The organism is Candidatus Phycorickettsia trachydisci, from assembly GCF_003015145.1.
Taxonomy (GTDB): Bacteria; Pseudomonadota; Alphaproteobacteria; order Rickettsiales; family Rickettsiaceae; genus Phycorickettsia; species Phycorickettsia trachydisci.
In genome coordinates, this window is the sequence record NZ_CP027845.1 from 742134 (window position 1) to 764558 (window position 22425).

Here is a 22425-nt window from a genome sequence, read left to right on the forward strand (position 1 = left end):
AATCTTAATCAATTACAACGCACGATTATAATCTAGATTAAATAAAAAATAAAGATATAATTTCAATTATTTTTTTATGAATTTAGAAACTAGCTAGCACAAAGGCGTTAACTACATATCTTTAGTAAGAATATAAATTTTATTTTTAGATAAATTAAACAAAGTTGCTATAATTTCTGCAGATTTACTTTTTGAAACACCATTTGAGATCAGCAGCTTTAAACCATTAAGAATACTGTGTTCTGATATTTTAACCTCTGCTGATTGAATTAATAATACCACCTCTCCCTTAATCTCTTTATTTTCTAGCCGACCTATTAACTCTAAACAAGTGCCTTTAAGAACTTCTTGATAAATTTTGCTAATCTCTCGAACTATAGCGCATATTCTTGCTCCCAACACTTTATTAATAACATTTAGTGTATCAATAACTCTTTTCGGACTTTCAAAAAAAATGCACGTAGCAGGGCTAGTTGATATTTCTTTAAGCAACTTTTCTTGTGCTACAAATTTTCTAGGCATAAAACCTAGAAACATAAATTGATCAGTTGGCATACCTGATAGGCATAAAGCTGATATAACTGAACATGCTCCGGGCAAAGCATCAACGTAAATTCCCTCAGAATATAAAAAATCTACCAGTTTATATCCTGGATCTGCAATTAGTGGAGTGCCGGCATCACTGACAAGGGATATCACATTACCATTTTTAATTTGCTCAAGTATCTTAAGACGGACACTGTTGTCAGAATAGTCATTATAAACGCTTAATTTAGTGATAATGTTATATTTTTGTAGTAAAGGCTTAGTAACTCTGGTATCCTCACATAATATTAGATCCGAGCCTTTTAAAGTGTTTATGGCTCTTATGGTGATATCATCCATGTTGCCTATTGGCGTTGGTACAATATATAAACCGGCTTTCATATGAATATTATTACTTTACTTACAGCTTTTTTTGTACTTTCTAGCTGCTCCTCATCACCAACATCTTACCAAAAAAGTACCAATACCGATAGCATAAACATAGCAATGTTATTATCAACAGAGCAAGAACAAAAGCTTATTACACAAGGGTTGAAACAGCACAAAAATCCCAATAGAAAATTGAACATCAAGAGCTATATTTTAGATAATAATATCGACGAGATCATGAAAAACGTCACATCTCACGATCCTAATATTATTTTAGGGCCAGTATTTTCTAAAGATACAAAACAAGCAGCTAGTATTGCAAAAGATACACCTATTATCAGTCTTTCAAATGATCCCAATATAGCTGGAGGTAATGTGTATGCTTTTGGTCATCGAGCTCTAGAACAAACAGAAGCAATACTTGGATACCTTAAAACAAATGACACAAAAAACTTTATTCTCTTACTACCCAGCAATCAAAAATCTAAAAGCCTAGAGCGTCTCATTTCAAATATGCTAGTAAAATCAAACCTAGCTCTGATAAAAACTGAATACTACACTTTAAATCAAAACAATCTAGACAAAACAATGCGCAGCATTTTAGAAATTGTCGATACCTTAAATGATGATCCCGTCAATATTGCAAAGCCAGCAATTTACATTTCAGATGAACCAGAAAATCTTAGTATTCTTTTTGATGCATTTAGACAATATTCCTTAGATTATAAAGCTATTATTTGCGGCGAAAATAAAATTGATATCATCTACCCTAATCCAATTGATTTAACATTTCCAGGATCAGTTAAACCAGTACCAGGTTTTCAGAATGAGCACTTAACTTTAAAAGATAGAATGTATTTTGATCTAGGGTTATTGACAGGATACGCAATAGGTAATGAATCATCTGATAAGAAAGAATTTTTGAATAAAATTAACGAACCAAGTGGATATGTAGGCATCGGGGGCTTAATTAAATTTGAAAGACAAGTAGCTCACCGCAAATATGATATAATTCAGCGTAAAGGATTTGTATACCATACAGCTCACTTACAACACAATAAACTTAAAACAATTCCGCCCCAATAAGTAACATATTTGCAACACTAGCAAAAAACTTATCTAAAGGCAAAAATCCCCGATTTAGCAACTAATATATCAAATAAATAAAGCAAATAACGTTTTTTATAAACTTGACCTTTAGAAGATAACGTGTTAAAATTCTTTAATGTATATTGTGTCTTATAGAACAGTTTAATGAGGTTAGAGGCTATGAACATTAACTCACAAGGTCCTTTTGAAGTAGGTCAAAAGGTTGTAAGCTCTTCTCACGGTGTCGGAGAAATTCAAGGTGTGGAGGTTAATAATTACGGAGATACTCAAGTTTCGTGTTACGTTATAAACTTGATAAATCAGAAAATGTCTATCAAGATTCCCATAAATAAAGCTATAGATTGCGGGCTTAGACCACTAACTAATGCAGATGACATACAAGAAGTTTATCAAGTTTTGAAAACTAAATCCTGCATGTCTAACTATAAAAGTAAGGTTAAAAAGTTTACTGATTATAAGCAAAAACTCAACTCTGGTAATATCATTGATTTAGCAACTGTAGTAAGAGATTTGCATAAACCTGATACTATTAATTCCTCTTATAGTCAAAAGTCGATATATGACTCAGCTTTAACAAGGCTGGCTAATGAACTTGCCTTATTAGAAGGGTTAAAGCTTAACGAGATGCTTGCGAATTTAGAAGAATTACTAGTAGCAAAAGGTAGTGATGCTTAATTTTATGAGCAGGATCTTACACTGCCCATAAAAGTTATAGAGGTTATGTTAAAAGTTTTACTCTTCACCTGTAGTTTCCACTTGTGGATTTTCAGCTAATTCGTCTGCGTTATCTGTTTGATCATCATGAGCAACAGGAGACACAAAAAGATTTACCTGATCTTCTCTGGATAAGAAAGAATTTATATGCTCCACAATTCCAGGGTTATGCATAGCATTAGACGTAGCAGATCCATCATTTTCCACATTAGTCGCAACAGCCATTAGCTCCCTTTCTTTTACTTCAAGACTTTGTGTTAAGTTTAGTTTTTCGATATCCGTTAAGAAACCTAAAGACCTAAAACTTGGAGATTCATGGTCAAAATCTTGAATTTTTTCTTTTAAACCTTCCAAAGCTTTACATTTATCAAGGTTGATCAAAATCGCCTTTAGATTTGTCCTAGTATCGAGTAGATCGAGGTTATCCAAAATATCGGGTCTAGCTCGATTTATCTTACTAACTAATACTTCCTCTAAAGCATTTCCTCTAGCCTGCATCTGAGGGTTTGCCTTTAAAGAAGCTACAATATGCATCCCGGCGGTAATTTGCTCAACTAGCGTTCCTTGATTTAATAATGGCTGAAAGTTGTCTTGATTAGTAAAATAGCTCCGCACTGAAAGATTTTCAAGGTCTATATTAGCTTTAAAACTACACAGTAGAGATATCATTTCAGTTTTGTTTACATATACCGCACTTAGTAGAGGGGTTGAGCCATGATTATTTGGAGCATTAAGATCTGCCCCATGTTCTAGCAATAATTTAGCATATTGAATTTTATCGGTATACAGAGCGTTAAATAAAGGGGTATTACCATTACTATCTACAAGATTAGGATCTGCACCATTTTCCAATAAAAGATTAACCACCTGAAGCTTATTGCCATTAAGCGCCTTAGATAAGGGAGTATTACCATAATTATCTACAAGATTAGGATCTGCGCCATTTTCCAACAAAAGATTAATACATTGAAGATTATTATACGAAAAAGCGATATGCAGAGGAGATGTACCATTTGGACTCTTAGCATCAATATCTCCTCTATTTTCTATACACCATTTCAACATCTCTATTCTGTTGTTTTGGACAGCTCTATGGATTAAATTATGGTCATAACTATCAACTGCATTAGGATCGACAACGCCACCACATTTTTGAATCCAGTTTATTAACCTAACTATCACTTTATCAGCCACAGAAGATATAATAGCATCCTTATGATCTGCAAAATCCTCAATAGTTACACCTAAACTGTCAAAGAATTTAGTAATTTTACCCACTTTCTCTTGATTAGATAAAATAATATCTCTAATAGCTTCTCCTGTAATTTTAACCTTTATACCTTTTTCAATAAGCCAATATGTTCCTTCGATTAGATTTTCAACGCTCCTAAAATATCCTGGAGAACCTGATATAACAAAATATTTTTGATTATCATTAATATGATTTTGTAACCACTCAATTATCTTCTCATCACGATCGATTGCAGCTTGGGTAATCAAATATTCGACTTGGTTATCATAGAGAGTTATTTTTACTCCATACTGACTAATCCACTCTGATGCCTTCATAATTACAGAAGGAGATAAGTACACACGTTTTGAGCTAACTGTAAAAGTTAAATTACTAATATCCATACCTTGCTCTTTCAACCAAGTTATCTTGCTCACATCTTGCTCAAACGCAGCATACTGTATTAGATCCTGCGCATAAGATTCTATATTACTGATATCCGCACCTTTTTTACCCAAGAACTCAATCACCTTTAACCTACCCTTTTGAGCTGCACTATTTACAGGAGTTTTACCCTCAGAATTAGCAACATCAATTGGAATATCTTGATCCAGAAGCCATTGGATTATATGCATTCTGCCTTTTTTTGCAGCAATATGCATTAAAGTATTCTCATCATTATCTTTAATCTTTAAATCAGCTCCACGCTCATATAGATATTTAATAGACTCAAACCTCCCTTTCTTAGTAGCATAGTATATAGGCGTTTTTCCTTCTTCATCTTTAACATTTACGTCTAAACCTTCAGAAAGTAGATATTCTATAATATCAGTTTTACCACGGTAAGCTGCACAATGCATCAAGCTATGCCCTTCTTTTTTGATATCATATCCTTGTGACTGTAGCCATTGAATTAACTCAATCGTCAATTTAGGATTATTTCTTAAATCTAAATTCTCCAGATTAATCTCAACTTCTTTTTCAGCAAGGTATTTAAGAGAATTTATTTTTCCACTGTATGTTGCTGAAAGAATTGGATTAGAACCATTGGTATCTAGAGTGTTGAAATCACAACCTTTGGCTGATAGCAATTCTATCATTTCTGGCTTATCACTCATCAGAGCACTAACAGCTAGATTCATATAATTAATATCGATCCCCAAATCAAACAAATATCTTACTAAATCTATTTGTCCTTCCTGTACAGCTTGAGAAATCAGCTCCATATAACTATCATCACACATCTTACTAATATCAACTCCTTGAGTAACAAACCACTTTATTACCTCAACATAACCGTTCTCAGTAGCTGTATATATAGACTCTTTAACATTTTTACATATATCAGCCCCACGCTCCTTCAAAAAATCCATGATACGCGCATTATTTATAGTCATGGATAGTTTTGGGGTATTTACATCATAACCTTTCTCATCTAGTAGGTACTTTAATAAGTCAAAATGTTTGGGCAATTCTTCATCTGATATAGCCTTTAAGTTATCACGAAAATCGGTTCCATTTTTTATTGACTGTAGAAATCTATCAAAATTTCCACCTACTGCCATATGTAATACACTCAACCCTTCAACCGTTTTATCTTCTGCTCCCTTATCAAAAAACCATTTAACATTTTCTAAACTACCCCCCATAGCTCCAATATGAATAGGAAGAATATGATAAAACCCCCCAACATTAATATCCATACCTTTATCAAAAAGCCAGTCTAGCTGTTCTGGAGAAAAATGCCCGGCTACTATATGCGCTAAGCTTACACCTTTAGATGATTCAGCATTAATATCTGCTCCGTTTTCAATTAAAAGCTTGACCATCTCAAAATTATTATTGATTGCAGCTAAATGGATAGGCAATAAACCATCATCATTATATTCTTCAAGATTTGCTCCCGCTTCTATTAAAGCTTTTACTAATTCTAGGTCACGTTTTTCTATTGCATCAAATATGTTTGTCATTGTTTATTGATAAATATCTTGAATTACACATTTTTAAACTATTTGTAATTTCTAACTTATCATATAAACCATTTTAAACAAATATAAATTATTTCAGTGGGTTTGCGCCCTGCATAGCGGCATGCTATAATACTTTTTTTAACTAAAAATTGGCTCAATAATGTTAAGATGCGGTATTGTAGGACTACCTAATGTAGGAAAATCGACTTTATTCAACGCAATTACTCAAAGCGCGAAAGCACAAGCGGAAAATTACCCATTTTGCACCATAGAACCAAATTCAGCTCTAGTAGCTGTACCAGATGATCGTTTGGATAAATTAGCAAAAGCTGCAGGATCACAAAAGATTATTCCCGCATATATAGAGTTTGTGGATATTGCAGGATTGGTCGAAGGGGCAAGTAAAGGCTCTGGTCTTGGTAATAAGTTTTTATCTCATATTAGAGAAGTTGATATCATAGTCCATGTTGTACGCTGCTTTGAAGATAAAGACGTTGTACATGTACGCGGTGAAATAAATCCACTATATGACCTGGAGATTATTGAAACAGAGCTAATATTAGCCGATCTTGAGTCTGTAGAAAAGAGGCTTGCTAAAAAAGCTAAAAACATGGATCTTGATACTACTAAACTATTAGAAAGTATCTTGCCTTTACTACAAAATGGAAAACTTGCTAAAGAAATAATTTCATCCGAAAATAAAGAAAAAGTAAAACAACTGCAGCTTCTTACAACAAAACCTTTTATGTATGTCTGTAATGTTGCTGAAGGTGATGTTACAAGTGGTAATAATTGGAGCGAAAAAGTTTTTGAGCTAGCTAAAAATGGTTATGCCCCTTGCCACCTGATATCAGCTAAAATTGAGGCAGAAATATCTCAACTTACATCTGAAGAAGAAAAAAAGGAATTTTTAGGTATGATAGGCTTGGAAGAGTCGGGTATTAGTCAGATTATAAAATTTTGTTATCGCACCTTAGGTCTTGGCTGTTATTTCACTATTGGACCTAAAGAAGCCCACAGTTGGACTTTTAAGCGTGGCATTTTATCTCCAAGTGCTGCTGGCATTATTCACAGTGACTTTGAAAGAGGTTTTATTAGCGCCGAAGTAATCTCGTGGGAAGATTATTTAAAGTATCCGAATGAGGCCAAAATGAAGGAGCAAGGTAAGATGCGTCTAGAAGGCAAAGAATACGAAGTTGCTGATGGCGATGTAATTAATTTTAGATTTAATGTATAAAATATGCAGCCAAAAGTTCCATTATGGCTAATTAATTTCCTGATTTTTGTATATCACTCAACCCCTATCCTTTTCGCGGTTTCATCGCCAGCTTTGGAAGCCGAGATAGGCGCTGACATTAATCTAGGGCAACTGATGTCCTCTTTTTATTTTAGCGGTTTTACTTGTGGGTTAATGCTATTCGGACGTATCTCCGATCTATGGGGACGCAGAAAAACGATGCTAATTGGTATTACCATTTTCGTTATAGCCTCTGTCTTGCTAGTAATTGGCAACAACCCATACTTACTTCTAGCATTTAAATTTATTCAAGCCTTCGGGGTTAGCGTTTGCTCAATCGTCACTCAAGCAACTTCACGAGATTCATATCAAGGAGCTGATCTTATGCGTATTTACGGACTCAATGGAATCTTAGTATGCTTTGTGCCTACAGTTGAAACCAGTATTGGAGGATTTATACTTGAAAAATTGTCTTGGCGATATTGCATGGCATGGGACGCATTAAAGGGCTTTTTAGTACTGATATGCTGCGCTTGCTGGCTACCGGAGACTATTCCCGATCAAGTAAGACGAGAAGCTGGAAAAATCAAATTTTTCTCAGTTTTTAAAAGATTTATGCAAGATAAAACCGTCATCATGTACGGCTTAACAGCAGGTCTATCAATAGGTATGTTAACAGGATTTATTATTGAGATGCCTTTCGTATTCCTCAAGTCATTTGAAATTAAACCGACAACATATGGGGCTTTGAACGTAATAATCACTGTTGTGTTCTTAGGAGCAAATTTCTTAAACTTATATCTCATACAAAGACAAGATTTTATAAAAGACTTTATTTATTATAGCCTTTGGTTTAGCTTTGCAGGATGCATGATCCTCCTAACTTCAAGCTATTTTATCCAATATACAAGTCCTGTAGGATTCATGATTATGGTAGCATTCATGCTAGCAAGACTTTTGCAAGGTTTTGCCCATAATCTCCTTATGCCTTACGTACTTGGTATTGCTTTAGAGAAATATCGCGGGCTTTTTGGTAGCGCAAGTGCTATATTCAATAGTATGTATTATTTTGTCATTAGTATGCTTACCTTTGCAATTTCTTATGTACACCAAGACTACTCTATACACGCTTACGCGGTACTAGTATCTATGACTTCATTCTGCACAATATTGCTTTTTAAACAAACCAGATGATGATATATGCTAGGCATTTATTTAGGAGGATTTGCATAGCTTTTCTAATAGCTAATATCCTCATTTTAGGGATACTAGGTTTAATGCAGCTAATTAAACTGAGCTATGTCCTGCAGTTTGGGAGCTTTGTTGATTTATTACATGTGATATATTTAAGTCTTCCATCTTTATTATTCGTAGTACTACCCATTACAGCAGCTTTAGCTAGTATTTATACATATAGCATATCAATAAAATATTCTGAAATCACTATATTACAAAAGCTAGGACTTAGTCGTTTAAGAATAGTACTACCCAGTTTAGTCTTTGGTCTATTGGCTGTCATTTTAAGCTTATATGTAGGATTTTTTCTTGGCCCTAAATCTTTCGGTGGACTGCAGAATAAACTATTTAATCTTCAAACTACTTACAGTCTGTCCCATTTAAATGAAAACTCATTTAACAAGCTAGGTCAAATGCAGGCATATATTGGCGAACGTTTAAATGAAGATACATTCAAAGATGTTCTGATATTTGACGTCATAAATTCCAACATTTACGTAGCACAAAAAGCACAATTTGTTCTGGACAACCCTTATTTATTTGTCAAACTTTATCAAGGCAAATTACAAAATGAGCAGTCAAGCAATCTGACTTTTGAGGAGTTTATTGTAAAAATCAATTTAGACGAATATAACAAACATAAATCTCCACATAAAGGCATTATGACCAGAGTACTAGGACATTTGATAGCCGATAAAACTCCAAGAGCTTTTGCTGAAATTCATAAAAGAATGCTTTGGTCTATATATAGCTTACTATTGATTGTAGTAGTACTTAGTAGCTTATTTAATGGAGATAAGTTAAAACAAACTTGCATTTACTTAACGACCGTAGTGATGATATTTTTATTCTTCAGCGGCATAGCAAATAAACACTTAATCTCAATCTATATCCATTACGTCATTTTTGGACTAATCCTTCTCATATCAAGCTACAGACTTATTAGGGAGCTGTAAATTTGTAACGTAATAGATAATTTTTATTCCCCATTTCTCTCTATCCTAATATACAAAAATTTTATCAAATATGATGTAAGAAAAAAAAGCTTATGTCAGACAAATCATCTATCAAAGAACAAAAACCAATTTGGATTAAAGAGCTTACAAAAAAAATAAAAGAAGCACCTAGTACTAAAGCAGTTTTAGAACTTTTAAAGAAAACCACTAAGCAACTACAAAAAAGCTCTAAATCACCTGAAAGATAAAGGTTTTGCTTTCTCATATAAATTAAGAATCCAACTTGGATCAACACCATGCTCTTCAAAAACTTTATCCCAAGGGCCCTTATCTAAATTAGCTAAATCTATACTATGATTACTAGCGATAATAATTCTATTTCCGGCTAATGTGATACTATATGCATTTTTAAAGAAGGTTTTAAATAATTGGTCTATCTTTTTAAAGTATTTAGAACGGACGAAAGTATTACATACTACCACACCATTTGAAATGTTTCGCAAAGATTGAAAAAAATCTTTATCTAAGAATTCTGGAGCTACATCTTTTGCACTAAAAGCATCAAGAAAAATTAGATCATATTTTTTTACTGATTTGCTCACAAATCCCACACCATCTTCAATATGTACATGAGTAGTTTTGCTAGGTGTAAAGTTAAAATATTTCTTTGCTACTTCATAAACTGTTGGACTAATCTCAACTATATCAAAATCTAAATTAGGAAAAATTTGTATTAAACTATTTGGAAAGCTTCCTCCACCTAAACCTACCATTAATGCACTTTTAGGATTAGGTTCGAGCAATAAAGATCCTAGAAAAACTTTTTGATAATTGAATATAAGATAATTGGGATTTTTAGGATAAATACATGTCTGCCTAACAAAATTTCTGGGACCTGCCTCAAAAATTAGACATCTTTCTGGTCCATCCTCTTTTACAACAATACCAGAAAATTGGTACAAAACCCCAGCTTCAGAAGATAGAGTAATAAGTAAAAAAAGGCAAAATAGCTTATCCTTCATTTATTTCCAAAGCTTCCATGAGCTCACCCCACTCTCTTTTACTCATTCCACTTTCCTCCTGCGTCACTTTATCACCCGCAAGCATCCTTTTCACAACGCTAATGCCTGTTTTAGAAAGTGTAACAGAGTCACGCACGTGTTCTATAAATGCTTCATAAGTAAATGGCACCCATAGTTTAATTATATCCAAGATACATTTAGCATACTCTTGAATTTCAAACTGTGCATGAGGATGGCTCCTAAGCTTTACAAAATGAAGCAGATTATGAAGATCTATTTTCCAATACCATTGAGTATATTGATTTAAAGTTAGGTTCATTCTTGCAAGCTCACGTGCAATACCTGAATTATCAGGATTTATGATTTGACCTTCTTCAGTTTGATTCATCAAATTCAGGTAATTTTGATAACACCTTGTTGCATCTTCTTGCAGTATCTCCAAGACCCTTTCAGCCTCTCGATCTGATAATCCTTCTTCACTGCGACATTGCTTATTCGAAGCAGACTGAGAACTTAAATGCTCTTTTTTCGGAATATAAAATTCTCTTGAGAGAAGAGAATAACGCGCTGAATATTCATTGACGTTTGCAGTTCTATGGCGGATCCACTGACGCGCTATAAATATAGGAAGCTTGACATGGAACTTAATTTCACACATCTCAAAAGGCGTTGTATGCTTATGTCTTAACAAGTAGTTGATCAAACCCTTATCTTGACTTACTTGCTTAGTGCCCTTTCCATAAGAAACTCTAGCCGCTTGAACAATAGCGTTGTCATCCCCCATATAATCAACAACCCTAATAAAACCATGATCCAGTATTTGAAAAGGTTGATATAAAATTTTTTCTAAATTCTTACATGTTGGACGTTTTGTTGTGAACGTTTCGTCTTGATCATCTACCATATTTATCTACCAATAGTTTATCCCCATAGCACCTTTGACCTCATTCAAAGTATCTTGTGCTACTTTTTGTGCCCTGCTAGTTCCTTGTATTAACACATCTTTGACGTAATTCATAGTAATTTCTGCGCGCTTTTGTCTGATAGGCTCTAAAAATTCTTCCAGCGTTTGGGTTAGTAACGATTTAAGACTGCTATCACCTAAACCGCCCTTACGGTAATGAGCTTTTAGGCTCTTCACCTCTTCTTTGTCAAGATAAAATGCATCTAAATATGCAAAAACTACATTCCCCTCAACTTTACCTGGATCTGATATTTTAATATGATCTGGGTCTGTATACATTGAGTATACTTTTTGTTTAACAAGCTGCGGCGAATCAGATAAGAAAATAGCATTATTCTCAGATTTACTAGCCTTACTCTTACCATCTATACCAACTAATTTTGGAACTTGACTTAAAAAGGGCTTTATTTCCTTTAGTACTTCTTTATTATAAGTCCTATTAAACCTTCTTATAATCTCATTACTTTGCTCTAGTATTGCAATCTGATCTTGTCCAACCGGCACAATATCTGCCTTAAAGGCTGTAATATCACTAGTCTGACTAATCGGATAACATAAAAAACCAACGGGCACCTCTTTTTCAAATCCTCTTTGCTTTATCTCCTGCTTTACTGTTGGATTTCTCTCTAAGCGCCCTAGATTGACCATATTCATAAGGTATACGGTAAGCTCTGCTAGTTGCGTTATTTTAGACTGGACAAAAATGGTAGTTTTAGCTGGATCTATCCCAACCGATAAATAGTCGGTTGCTACCTGATAAATATTATTAATGACCTTATCTGGATTTGCGAAATTATCAGTTAAAGCCTGCACATCTGCAATCATTACGTATTGCTTATATTTCTCCTGCAAATCTAATCTGCTACGCAAAGAGCCAACGAAATGACCTAAATGCAAAGGTCCCGTAGGCCGGTCACCAGTTAAAACTATAGAGGGTTTTTGTAAATTCATTATTTATCAGTAACTTAATAGAACAAAGAATATTCTATTTTAGACATTGTCAAAAAACCAGCTATTTTTGAAGATTTTTTAGGAGTAAGTGCGCGCAAAACCGGAGAATACTTCAAATGTATTTGAGTAAGACATCGCACAATCACGACAATAAAAAGATCAAAAAGAATATTTTATTTAGTGTATTCTAACGTCACTGTAAAACTTACCGTTCAATGCAATATCCAAAACTTCTAACGCTTTAGAGACTGGCACAATCTGCAACTTTTGCTTAATCCCTGGAGGAATATCTTTTAAGTCCTTCATATTATCCTGAGGGATAATCACGGTTTTGATTCCTCCTCGACTTGCTGCAAGCAGCTTTTCTTTTAAACCACCGATAGGAAGCACGTTACCTCTCAAAGTAATCTCACCTGTCATCGCAACATCTTTTCTAACAGGCACCCCAGTCATAAGAGATACTATAGTTGTAAATATTGCAACTCCAGCAGAGGGACCATCTTTAGGCGTTGCCCCCTCTGGAACGTGCAGGTGTATATCCTTGTGCTGCCAATCTTTGTCTGGCACTACAAAACTATTTACATGAGAGCAAAAGAAGCTATATGCGGCCTGGGTTGATTCTTTCATAACATCTCCAAGCTTACCCGTTGCCTTAATTTCTCCTTTGCCAGGAATTGAAACAGCCTCAATTGAAAGTAAGTCACCACCAACTTCTGTATATGCAAGACCCGTTGTAGATCCAACTATATCCTTCTCTTCAGCAAGACCATACCTAAATTTTTTAGGACCTAAAAATTCCTCTATATTATTAGATGTAATAGTAATGGATTTGACTTCCTTATCAGATAAGATTCTGCGCAAAGACTTACGCGCAAGAGTCGCTATCTCTCTTTCTAAATTACGCACTCCTGATTCTCTGGTGTAGTATCTGATTAAATCTAGCAAAGCAGAGTCTGCTATAATAAATTCAGATGCCTTCATATTATGCGCTTTAAGCTGCTTTGGTATTAAATATTTTTGAGCAATCTGGAACTTTTCTTCTTCAACATATCCATCAATTCTAATTATCTCCATCCTATCGAGCAATGGCCTTGCGATATTCGTAGAGTTTGCCGTTGCAATAAACATTATATTAGAAAGATCGTACTCAACATCTAAATAGTGGTCCACAAATGCCTTATTTTGCTCTGGATCAAGTACTTCAAGCATCGCAGATGATGGGTCACCCCTAAAATCTGCCCCAATCTTGTCAATCTCATCTAAAAGCATCAAAGGATTGTTAACCTTAACTCTCCTAAGCTGCTTAACAATCTTACCCGGCATAGAACCAATATATGTTTTTCTATGCCCTCTAATTTCAGCTTCGTCCTTTATACCACCTAAAGAAAATTTCGTATACTGTCTTCCCACAGCCTCTGCAATAGACTTAGCCAGCGAAGTTTTACCAACACCAGGAGGACCAACGAAACATATAATTGGGCTTGACATATTTTTTGACCTTTGCAGTACTGCTAGATAGTCAAGGATTCTTTCTTTAACTTTTTCTAACCCATAGTGATCACGCTCAAGGATTGCGGCCGCTTGCTTAACGTTCACTTTTGCTTTGTCAAACTTGCCCCATGGCATCTCAAGTAAAATATCCAAATAACTACGTAGCACACTTGCCTCAGAAGTCATAGAATTCATTCCTTTAAGCTTCTTAAACTCTTGTTGTGCTTTTTCTCTAGCCTCTTTACTCAAAGGCAAGGTTTGAATCTTTTTCTCGATCTCTGCCAACTCAGCCTTATCATCATCGCCAAGTTCTTTCTGAATGGCTTTCATCTGCTCATGCAGATAATAATCTTTCTGAGTTTTTTCTATTTGCTGCTTAACGCGATTACTAACATTTGTATCTGCATCAATAATAGCAAGCTCGTTACTAATTAAAGTAGTTAGTTCTTCAATTCTTTGTGGAACATTTGCTATTTCAAGTATTTTTTGCTTTTTATCCGTTTTACAGACTAGATGTGAAGCTATAATATTACTCAAATATGCAGGATTTTTCTTTTGAGAACTAATCGCATTAATAACCTCAAGACTGACTTTACGGCTATTTTTCGCATATTTTTTAAATACCTCAACCAGATCATCTGTCATGATATTAATTTGGTCGGTCTTAGCGTACTCTTCGTCATCCAGAACTTCGTATTCAGCAACTAAGTAATCATTTTCTGTAATATTGGAGATCCTAACCCTTTGTTTTGCTTCAACTAAAAGCTTGATATTGTTATTAGAAAGCTTAATTGCCTGCAAGATTTTTGCTATGACACCAGTTTCATATACATCATTTGGTGCTGGCTCATTTACATCCTGCGATTTTTGAGCAGTAAATATCATTGACTCCACTTTATACACATCTTGTGCAGCAGAAAGAGCCTTGATAGATTTTTCTCTACCAACAAATAAGGGAATAATTGCCCCTGGGAATAGTACTATGTCCCTTAGTGGAACAACTGGAAGTTCATTTTTTGACATTTTTTGTTATTTTTATCCTCGCTAATTATGTATATAGGAAACATAAGTATAAATTCAACTATAGATCATATTTAATCAAATCTATATTAGAAAATGATCAAAAATCTCAGTTATAATTTTACTATGTAATTTTATCCCCCGATCTGATAGCCTAGTTGCAGCATTATCACATTCTAGGAGCTTAGCACCTATTAATTTTTGTAAAAATGGTTTATCAATAATTTGCTCAAATCTTTTTCCAGTAAATTTCTCTAACACATCATCGTTCATACCTTTTATAAGACGCAAACCCATCATAATTATCTCTTTAGCTATATCTTGCTGGCTTAACACTTCAACATTTCGTAATCTTTTATTAGCCTTAAGCCAATCTGCAGGTTTATAAATCATCTCAGCAGCTTGCATGCGGTTAATACCTTCATCCAAAAAACTAAGCCTACTATGCGCCCCCGGACCTATACCTAAATAATCTCCATATTGCCAATAATTTAAATTATGCTTACTCTCAAAGCCTTTTTGCGCGTAACTAGAAATCTCATATAGCTCAAAACCTCTTGCCTCTAACATATTGTTAGTCAAATCATATAAATTAGCTGCAACCTCTTGATCTGGCAAAACAAATTCCTTCCTTTTATGCATAGAATAAAAAGGAGTTCCCTTTTCTATCGTGAGCTGATAAAGAGATATATGCTTTGATGCAAAATTTAGAGCAAATTCTAACTCTTTGTGCCAATTATCTAAAGTTTGATCTGGAAGACCGTAGATTAAATCAAAAGAGTAGTTATCAAAATATTTGCCCGCAACCTCAAGAGCGCCTAGAGCTTCTTTACCAGAATGCTTGCGACCTAAAAACTTTAGATTTTTATCGTTAAAAGACTGAATCCCTATAGAAATTCTATTAACTCCCGCTTGTTTAAACCCTTCAAACTTAGAACTTTCAACAGAGCTAGGGTTTGCTTCTAGTGTTATTTCAGTATCTTGTGTAATATACGCAATTTGGCTGATTTTTGAAATTATACTTGCAGCAATACTAGGAGGCATTAAAGAAGGAGTGCCGCCTCCAAAAAATATTGAATTTATATTTTTGCCTTGAAATAGGTAAGAAAATTTTTCTAAATCTTCAAGGTATGCTTTTTCCCATGATGAATAATCTATTTTTTCAAAAGTATGAGAATTAAAATCGCAATATGGACATTTACTGACACAAAATGGCCAATGGATATATATTGAAATTTCTTTTGCATTATTAGGCCGTAAAATCAAAATCTTTTCCTTTTTCAATATAAGTTCTGATTCGATGCATTAAATCCTGAAAATAATGCAAATTATGCCACGTCATAAGTATAGATCCCGTAATTTCTTTCACTCTAACCAAATGGTGTATGTAGCTCTTAGAAAAATTTTTGCAAGTATAACAAGCACAATCTTCTTCTATAGGAGCAGGATCTTCTTTGTACTTAGCATTTCGGATATTAATTGCACCTTGCTTAGTAAATGCTTGTCCATTTCTACCAGACCTTGTAGGCAAAACGCAGTCAAACATATCCACGCCCCTCGCAACCGCTCCTATTATATCATCAGGCTTCCCAACTCCCATAAGGTATTTTGGTTTATGATCAGGCAAATAACTTGTTGCCGTATCAAGAGTCTTAAACATGATCTCCTGACCTTCTCCCACAGCCAATCCTCCTATCGCATATCCCTCAAAATCCATATCTACTAGCTGCTTTGCAGATATTTGCCGCAAGTCATCATAAACTCCTCCTTGCATTATGCCAAATTGACCATATCCTGCACGTTTAATAAAACTATTACGTGAACGCTCAGCCCAACGCATTGAAAGCTCCATAGATTCATTAGAGCGCTCATAACTCGCAGGGAACTCTAAGCATTCATCAAATGCCATAGTAATAGTGCTGCCAAGAAGGTATTGGATATAAGTTGCTTTTTCAGGAGTTAAGAAATAGCTACTACCATCAAAAGGAGAACGAAATGCCACTCCCTGTTCTTCAACTTTTCGCAAATTTGCAAGCGACATTACTTGAAAACCACCCGAGTCAGTCAAAATTGGTTTATCCCAGTTCATAAACTTATGCAATCCTCCCATTTTGGCAATCAACTCTTCACCAGGACGTAGCATTAGATGGTACGTGTTAGATAAAATGATATCAGCACCAGTTTCATCTACTTGCTCAGGCAACATTGCCTTAACTGATCCGTATGTGCCAACTGGCATGAATGCTGGGGTTTGAATTTTACCATGAGCTGTAGTTATCACTCCTCGACGGCTTTTATTATGAGTTTTTAATACTTGAAAATTAAACATGATAAATAAGGCTCGTATCTCCGTAACTAAATAGTCTGAAGTTATTTTTTACAGCATAATCATATGCCTTTTCCATATTATTCCTTCCTCCAAATGCCCACACGAGCAAAAGCAAGGTTGATTTAGGCAAGTGAAAATTTGTAATTAAAAGGTCTACTACATGAAACTTAAAACCAGGCTTTATAAATAAGTTCGTGCTAGATTTTTGAGCAATTACTTTTCCATCCTCGCAAGATGACTCTAGAGTGCGCAAAGTTGTTGTACCCACAGCTACAACCCTTTTAGCATCATTAATTATTTGAGCCGTCTCCTGGCTAATTTCATAATTTTCATAATGCATTTCATGATCATCTACGTTTTCGCTTTTAATTGGCAAAAACGTACCCGCGCCAACATGAAGAGTAATATATACAACCTGCGCGCCCTTGGCTTTTATTTTATCTAGCACTTCTTGCGTAAAATGAAGCCCTGCTGTTGGAGCTGCAACCGAACCACTGTTTGCTGCAAAAATTGTTTGATATTGCTCTTCGTCACTTTTTTCTGATGGGCGTTTTATATATGGAGGAAGAGGGATTTTTCCAAACTGATCAAAAAATTCTAAAGAGCTCAGTACTAAATTTAACTCCAAAATTACCTCACCACTTTCAAGCTTTTCTGCAACCCTTATTTTGTTATCTCCTAAACTAAAAACTTGTCCTATAGATAGTTTTTTTGCAGGCTTTGCAAATGCTTGCCACCTATTTTCTTCTATTTGCTTATGTAAAAAGAGCTCTATGTTCTTACCTTCTAAGCTTACAATAATCCTAGACTTTATTACTTTAGAATTATTTAACACAAGCACATCTCCTGGATGAAACAGATCTACTATATCCTTAAATACTATTTCTTTGAGATTTTGGCCTTTTATTACGAGCAACCTAGATTCATCTCTCTTTTCTAAAGGATTAAGAGCTATTTGCTTTGTATCAAGAGGAAAATCTAAGTCCGATACCTTTAATGGATCATTCTTCATTATTGAGGCACAACAGATCCATGACACTGTTTATACTTTTTGCCAGAACCACAAGGACATAATTCATTACGAGCAACCCTTCCCCAAGTATTTGGATCTTTGGGATCACGCTTATCCGGCTCAACATACACGTTAGTGCTTGGCTGCATCTTTACAGCTGAAGAAGCATCCTTTTGAAGCGCTGGATCAACCCTTGTTTGAGAGAGATTATGCAGATCATCTTTTGCACTTTTTGCCTTTTGTATGTCAGCATTCGGATTTGGATGCAAGTGCGATATAACTTGCAAGATATTTACAGCAAAATGATCTAACATTTGCTCAAACAAATAAAAAGACTCCTTCTTATACTCCTGGAACGGATCCTTCTGACCATAAGCCCTAAGTCCTATACCCTGTCTTAGGTGGTCCAGGTTATATAAATGCTCCTTCCAACTTTGATCAATAAGGTTTAAAATAATGTACTTTAGTACATCATTAAACATATCTCCGAAAGCGTTTTGTTTACTTAAAAATAGTTCTTTAGCTAATGAAAAGGCATATTGATGAATATCATCTTCAACCATCTGATCTTTAGTAATTTTTTGCGTATCAATTTTAATATCAAGTACGCGCTCTATTTCAGCCGCTAAGCCCTCTAAATCCCAATCATCCCTAAACTTATCTTGTGGAATGAAAGTATTGATAACACTACCTAACCAATCTTCGGCGCTATCAAACAGGGTTTGTATAATGTTTTGAGCTGAAATAATATCATTCCTTTTAGCATAAATAATTTTACGCTGATCATTCATTATATCATCAAACTTGAGCAAGTTTTTACGCACCTCATAGTTACCAGATTCAACTCTCTGCTGAGCCTTTTCTAAAGCTCTTGTAATCATCGGATCGTGCAACGCTTCTCCACCTTTTAAACCAAAGCGCTTCAAAATTTGAGTCACTCTTTCAGATGCAAAAATCCTCATCAAATCATCCTCAAGCGATAAGAAAAATTTAGTGCGACCAGGATCTCCTTGACGACCACTACGTCCCCGCAGCTGATTATCAATTCTACGAGACTCGTGCCTCTCTGTTCCAATGACAAATAAACCCCCTGCTTGCATTACTTTCTCTTTTTCTTCTGCAATCTGCTGTTCAAGTTGCTCTTTGGATAGGGTATTTGACAGGTCTTTTAGAAGCATTTTCAGGTTACCGCCCAGCATAATATCTGTACCACGACCCGCCATATTCGTTGCAATTGTTACAGCTCCAAGTCTTCCCGCTTGTGATATGATACCCGCCTCTTGTTCATGATATTTAGCATTAAGCACCTTATGTTTAATCTTATGCTTGTTAAATAAAGCAGAAATTACTTCTGATTTTTCAATGCTAACTGTTCCAACTAGAATTGGCTGACCTTTTTCATGCGCTTCGTTCACTGCTTTTAAAATTGCATCATACTTCTCTTCCTTAGTACCATAAATCTCATCATCATGATCTATTCTTGTAACTGGCTTATGAGGAGGAATTGCAACAACATCTAAGTTATAAATGAACTTAAACTCATTAGCCTCAGTCATAGCTGTACCAGTCATACCAGAAATTTTAGGATACATCCTGAAGTAATTTTGGAAGGTGATAGATGCAAGAGTTTGGTTTTCATTCTGGATTGTCAAGTTTTCCTTTGCCTCTAAAGCTTGATGCAATCCATCAGAATAACGACGACCTTCTAAAACCCTTCCTGTAAACTCATCAATAATCATAAGTTGACCATCTTTAACCATATAATCTACATTATCACGGAACATGGTATGGGCTTTTAAAGACTGATTTATAAAATGAACCAGATGAGTATACTCAAAGTCATATAGACTGCTGCCATCTTTAATTAATTTTGCCGCAACAAGCATCTCCTCAATTTTAGACATACCTTGATCATTGAGAGTCACTGATTTAGTTTTTTCCTCTATTTCGTAATATTCTTTATCTAACTTTTTAACTAGGTTGTTGATAGTAATGTATAGATTAGATCTATCGGAAGTTGGCCCCGATATGATAAGAGGCGTTCTTGCCTCATCAATTAAGATCGAGTCTACTTCATCGATAATTGCATAATGAAATGGTCGCTGTACCTTTGCATCTGCGCCAAATTTCATGTTGTCACGCAGATAATCAAAACCCAGTTCATTATTGGTAGCATAAGTAATATCTGCTTTATAACTTTGGATTCTATCTTCATCGCTTGTTTGACCTGTCACGGTCGAAACGCTCAAGCCCAAAAAGTTAAATAATGGCCCCATCCAACTAGCATCTCTTTGTGCCAAATAATCATTCACAGTAACGATATGAACCCCCTTACCCGTTAAAGCATTTAGATACGCAGGCAGAGTTGCAACCAAGGTTTTACCTTCACCAGTCTTCATTTCGCAAATCATACCACGGTGTAAAACAAGCCCCCCCATCAATTGCTCATCAAAATGCCTTTGTCCTAAAACTCTTTTAGCTCCTTCACGCACTAAAGCAAAGGCATCATATGTAATCTCATCTAAAGTTTTAGCATTACTTTGTACCTGTCCTTTTAAATTCATGCTAGCTTTCAGCAATGACTCATCTGTCATCTCAGAATAATATTGTTCCAAATGATTGATCTGCTCTACTTCATTCAGAAGCTTTTTTACGATACGATCATTTGCAGTGCCAAAAATTTTACTTAAAAAACCAAACATAATATTCCCAAGTTATCTAATTCAAAAAAAGATATTAACACAATTGTTTTCTAGCATGCAAATATATTGTTTTGCTCTCAGTGCTAAAAGTATCTTGCTGTTCATTAAAATATTATGTTATCTTTTCTATGTTTAATCATTTTAGACATTTTATTATGAAAAAAATTTTTCCTCTAATCTTTGTTGCATTTATATTCTGCAACTCTTTTGCTAGCAGTAATAATACCCCCAAAGACCCCCCTGCTCCGACCTTACCCAACAAGGAAACAAATGCAGAAAATAATTCAAAAACTGATACCAAAGATACAGATGAGACGAAACAAAAAGATAAGGCACAAGATAAAAAATCCAAGGAATCTGATGGATCAGCAGCCTACCAAAAAGCAATAGCTGATTTTAAAGCTTTTGTACTGAAAACTAAGCCAAAAGTCAGAGAAGAAGTTAATGAATACAGAGCTGCAATAGCAAAATTAGAAAAACAAAAAGCTTACTTATATAAAAAGCTAACTTTGGAAGCTCAAGAGTTTTTGGCTAAAGAAGCAAAGTTAAAAAAAGCTTTACCTATACAAATCGAAGAAACAAAAAAATAGAGATAGGACTGTTGCAAGATAATTATTTTTAAGGTATTTTTAGGAAGAAGATCATTTAAAACCAAGAAACATCTAAAGTATGTGACACGGTTTATAAGGCAAACTACCTAAAAAATTTATCTTGAAATATCCCAATTATGAACATCCATTCCACAGCAATCATCTACCCTGGAGCTAAAATAGGCAAAGGAACTTCAATAGGACCATATTCAATTATCGGACCAAAAGTCACACTAGGGGAAAATAATCAGATTGGACCACACGTAGTGATTGAAGGAAATACTACAATTGGAGATGAAAATATCATTTTTCAATTTGCATCTATCGGTTCAAAACCTCAGGATCAAAAGCATAAAGATCAGGACACCAGGCTTACAATTGGCAATAAAAACCAAATTAGAGAATATGTTACTCTCCAACCAGCTACGACCCTGGAAGGCATCACACAAATCGGAGATAGCAACTTATTTATGGCCTGCTCTCATATTGCCCATGATGTTATCGTAGGAAGTGGCTGCTGGTTTGCAAATAGCGCCTGCGTTGCTGGACATGCAATTATAGGAGATAAGGTCATAGTAGGAGGACTTGCTGGAATACACCAATTCGTGCGTGTTGGAGACCTAGCCTTTGTTGCTGCAGGCAGCATGGTAGCACAAGATATTCCTCCCTTTTGCATGGTACAGGGTGATAGGGCAAAGATTATCAAAATTAATGTAGTCGGTCTTCAAAGAGCGGGTTATAAAACAGAAGAAATTCAAAAGATTCAAAAAATCTTCAAACATCTTTTCTATTACCAAGATCCACTAGAAGAAAAAATTGAGTATGTTAAAACTAATTTTAAAGATTTTGCTCCAGCAGAGTATATGATTAAATTTATCACATCATCTCAAAGAGGAATTATGATAAAGTCTGCATCCTCTGATGAAGAGTAGAACTGTTTTAAATAAATATTCATCTTATTTATAGTACTCTCAC

At 34.9% G+C, this 22425-nt stretch carries 18 protein-coding genes; 8 read left to right on the forward strand and 10 right to left on the reverse strand.

The annotated features are described in order from the left end of the window. Positions 1 to 111: 111 nt before the first annotated feature. On the reverse strand, positions 112 to 927 hold the full coding sequence (rsmI, locus tag phytr_RS03215) for a 16S rRNA (cytidine(1402)-2'-O)-methyltransferase (protein ID WP_106874450.1): 816 nt from the start codon (positions 925 to 927) through the stop codon (positions 112 to 114). Here rsmI and phytr_RS03220 point away from each other — a divergent pair, their 5' ends adjacent. Together phytr_RS03220 and phytr_RS03225 are read left to right on the forward strand one after the other, a co-directional pair. Further along, a complete protein-coding gene (locus tag phytr_RS03220) occupies positions 928 to 2001 on the forward strand; it encodes a type 1 periplasmic-binding domain-containing protein (RefSeq protein WP_106874451.1) in 1074 nt (357 codons plus the stop codon). A gap of 183 nt (positions 2002 to 2184) precedes the next feature. Next, positions 2185 to 2700 carry a CarD family transcriptional regulator gene (locus phytr_RS03225; RefSeq protein WP_158706843.1) on the forward strand — a complete coding sequence of 172 codons (516 nt, stop codon included), beginning with the start codon at positions 2185 to 2187 and terminating at the stop codon, positions 2698 to 2700. 57 nt (positions 2701 to 2757) lie between these two features. On the opposite strand, the gene phytr_RS03230 is transcribed toward phytr_RS03225, so the two are convergent. Next, positions 2758 to 5940: an ankyrin repeat domain-containing protein gene (locus phytr_RS03230; protein WP_106874453.1), complete on the reverse strand. Its 3183-nt coding sequence runs from the start codon at positions 5938 to 5940 to the stop codon at positions 2758 to 2760. A 157-nt stretch (positions 5941 to 6097) separates the two neighbouring features. On the opposite strand from phytr_RS03230, the gene ychF reads away from it, so the two are divergent. From ychF to phytr_RS06390, 4 genes are all read left to right on the forward strand, one after another. Beyond that, positions 6098 to 7177, forward strand: a complete 1080-nt coding sequence (ychF, locus tag phytr_RS03235; protein WP_106874454.1) for a redox-regulated ATPase YchF — start codon at positions 6098 to 6100, stop codon at positions 7175 to 7177. 3 nt (positions 7178 to 7180) lie between these two features. Beyond that, the gene (locus tag phytr_RS03240) at positions 7181 to 8371 is read left to right on the forward strand and encodes an MFS transporter (RefSeq protein ID WP_106874455.1); all 1191 of its coding nucleotides are present in this window, start codon (positions 7181 to 7183) and stop codon (positions 8369 to 8371) included. Next, positions 8371 to 9369: an LptF/LptG family permease gene (locus tag phytr_RS03245; RefSeq protein WP_234352504.1), complete on the forward strand. Its 999-nt coding sequence runs from the start codon at positions 8371 to 8373 to the stop codon at positions 9367 to 9369. Before phytr_RS03240 ends, phytr_RS03245 begins: the two co-directional genes overlap by 1 nt. 92 nt (positions 9370 to 9461) lie before the next feature. Further along, positions 9462 to 9617, forward strand: a complete 156-nt coding sequence (locus phytr_RS06390) for a hypothetical protein (RefSeq protein WP_158706844.1) — start codon at positions 9462 to 9464, stop codon at positions 9615 to 9617. Here phytr_RS06390 and phytr_RS03250 read toward each other — a convergent pair. From phytr_RS03250 to secA, 8 genes are all read right to left on the reverse strand, one after another. Next, positions 9603 to 10391 carry a spermidine synthase gene (locus phytr_RS03250; protein ID WP_106874457.1) on the reverse strand — a complete coding sequence of 263 codons (789 nt, stop codon included), beginning with the start codon at positions 10389 to 10391 and terminating at the stop codon, positions 9603 to 9605. The two genes, phytr_RS06390 and phytr_RS03250, sit on opposite strands and share 15 nt — an antisense overlap. Beyond that, positions 10381 to 11295: an FAD-dependent thymidylate synthase gene (gene thyX, locus phytr_RS03255; RefSeq protein ID WP_106874458.1), complete on the reverse strand. Its 915-nt coding sequence runs from the start codon at positions 11293 to 11295 to the stop codon at positions 10381 to 10383. The genes phytr_RS03250 and thyX overlap by 11 nt, the downstream gene beginning before the upstream one ends. Positions 11296 to 11301: 6 nt before the next feature. Next, the gene (gene trpS, locus phytr_RS03260) at positions 11302 to 12306 is read right to left on the reverse strand and encodes a tryptophan--tRNA ligase (protein ID WP_199843748.1); all 1005 of its coding nucleotides are present in this window, start codon (positions 12304 to 12306) and stop codon (positions 11302 to 11304) included. Positions 12307 to 12483: 177 nt separating this feature from the next. Continuing rightward, on the reverse strand, positions 12484 to 14820 hold the full coding sequence (gene lon, locus phytr_RS03265; protein ID WP_106874460.1) for an endopeptidase La: 2337 nt from the start codon (positions 14818 to 14820) through the stop codon (positions 12484 to 12486). 81 nt (positions 14821 to 14901) lie between these two features. Next, entirely contained in the window at positions 14902 to 16083 is a 1182-nt protein-coding gene (gene hemW, locus phytr_RS03270; protein ID WP_158706845.1) for a radical SAM family heme chaperone HemW, read from the reverse strand. Further along, complete coding sequence (tgt, locus tag phytr_RS03275) at positions 16067 to 17146, reverse strand: tRNA guanosine(34) transglycosylase Tgt (protein ID WP_106874462.1); 1080 nt, start codon at positions 17144 to 17146, stop codon at positions 16067 to 16069. The genes hemW and tgt overlap by 17 nt, the downstream gene beginning before the upstream one ends. After that, a complete protein-coding gene (queA, locus tag phytr_RS03280) occupies positions 17139 to 18158 on the reverse strand; it encodes a tRNA preQ1(34) S-adenosylmethionine ribosyltransferase-isomerase QueA (RefSeq protein WP_106874463.1) in 1020 nt (339 codons plus the stop codon). The genes tgt and queA overlap by 8 nt, the downstream gene beginning before the upstream one ends. Beyond that, complete coding sequence (gene secA / locus phytr_RS03285; protein ID WP_106874464.1) at positions 18158 to 20860, reverse strand: preprotein translocase subunit SecA; 2703 nt, start codon at positions 20858 to 20860, stop codon at positions 18158 to 18160. The genes queA and secA overlap by 1 nt, the downstream gene beginning before the upstream one ends. 155 nt (positions 20861 to 21015) lie before the next feature. Here secA and phytr_RS03290 point away from each other — a divergent pair, with 155 nt between their 5' ends. Next, positions 21016 to 21450 (forward strand): hypothetical protein, encoded by a 435-nt coding sequence (locus phytr_RS03290; RefSeq protein WP_106874465.1) that lies wholly within the window; start codon positions 21016 to 21018, stop codon positions 21448 to 21450. A 137-nt stretch (positions 21451 to 21587) separates the two neighbouring features. After that, positions 21588 to 22382 (forward strand): acyl-ACP--UDP-N-acetylglucosamine O-acyltransferase, encoded by a 795-nt coding sequence (lpxA, locus tag phytr_RS03295; RefSeq protein WP_106874466.1) that lies wholly within the window; start codon positions 21588 to 21590, stop codon positions 22380 to 22382. Positions 22383 to 22425: the final 43 nt, after the last annotated feature.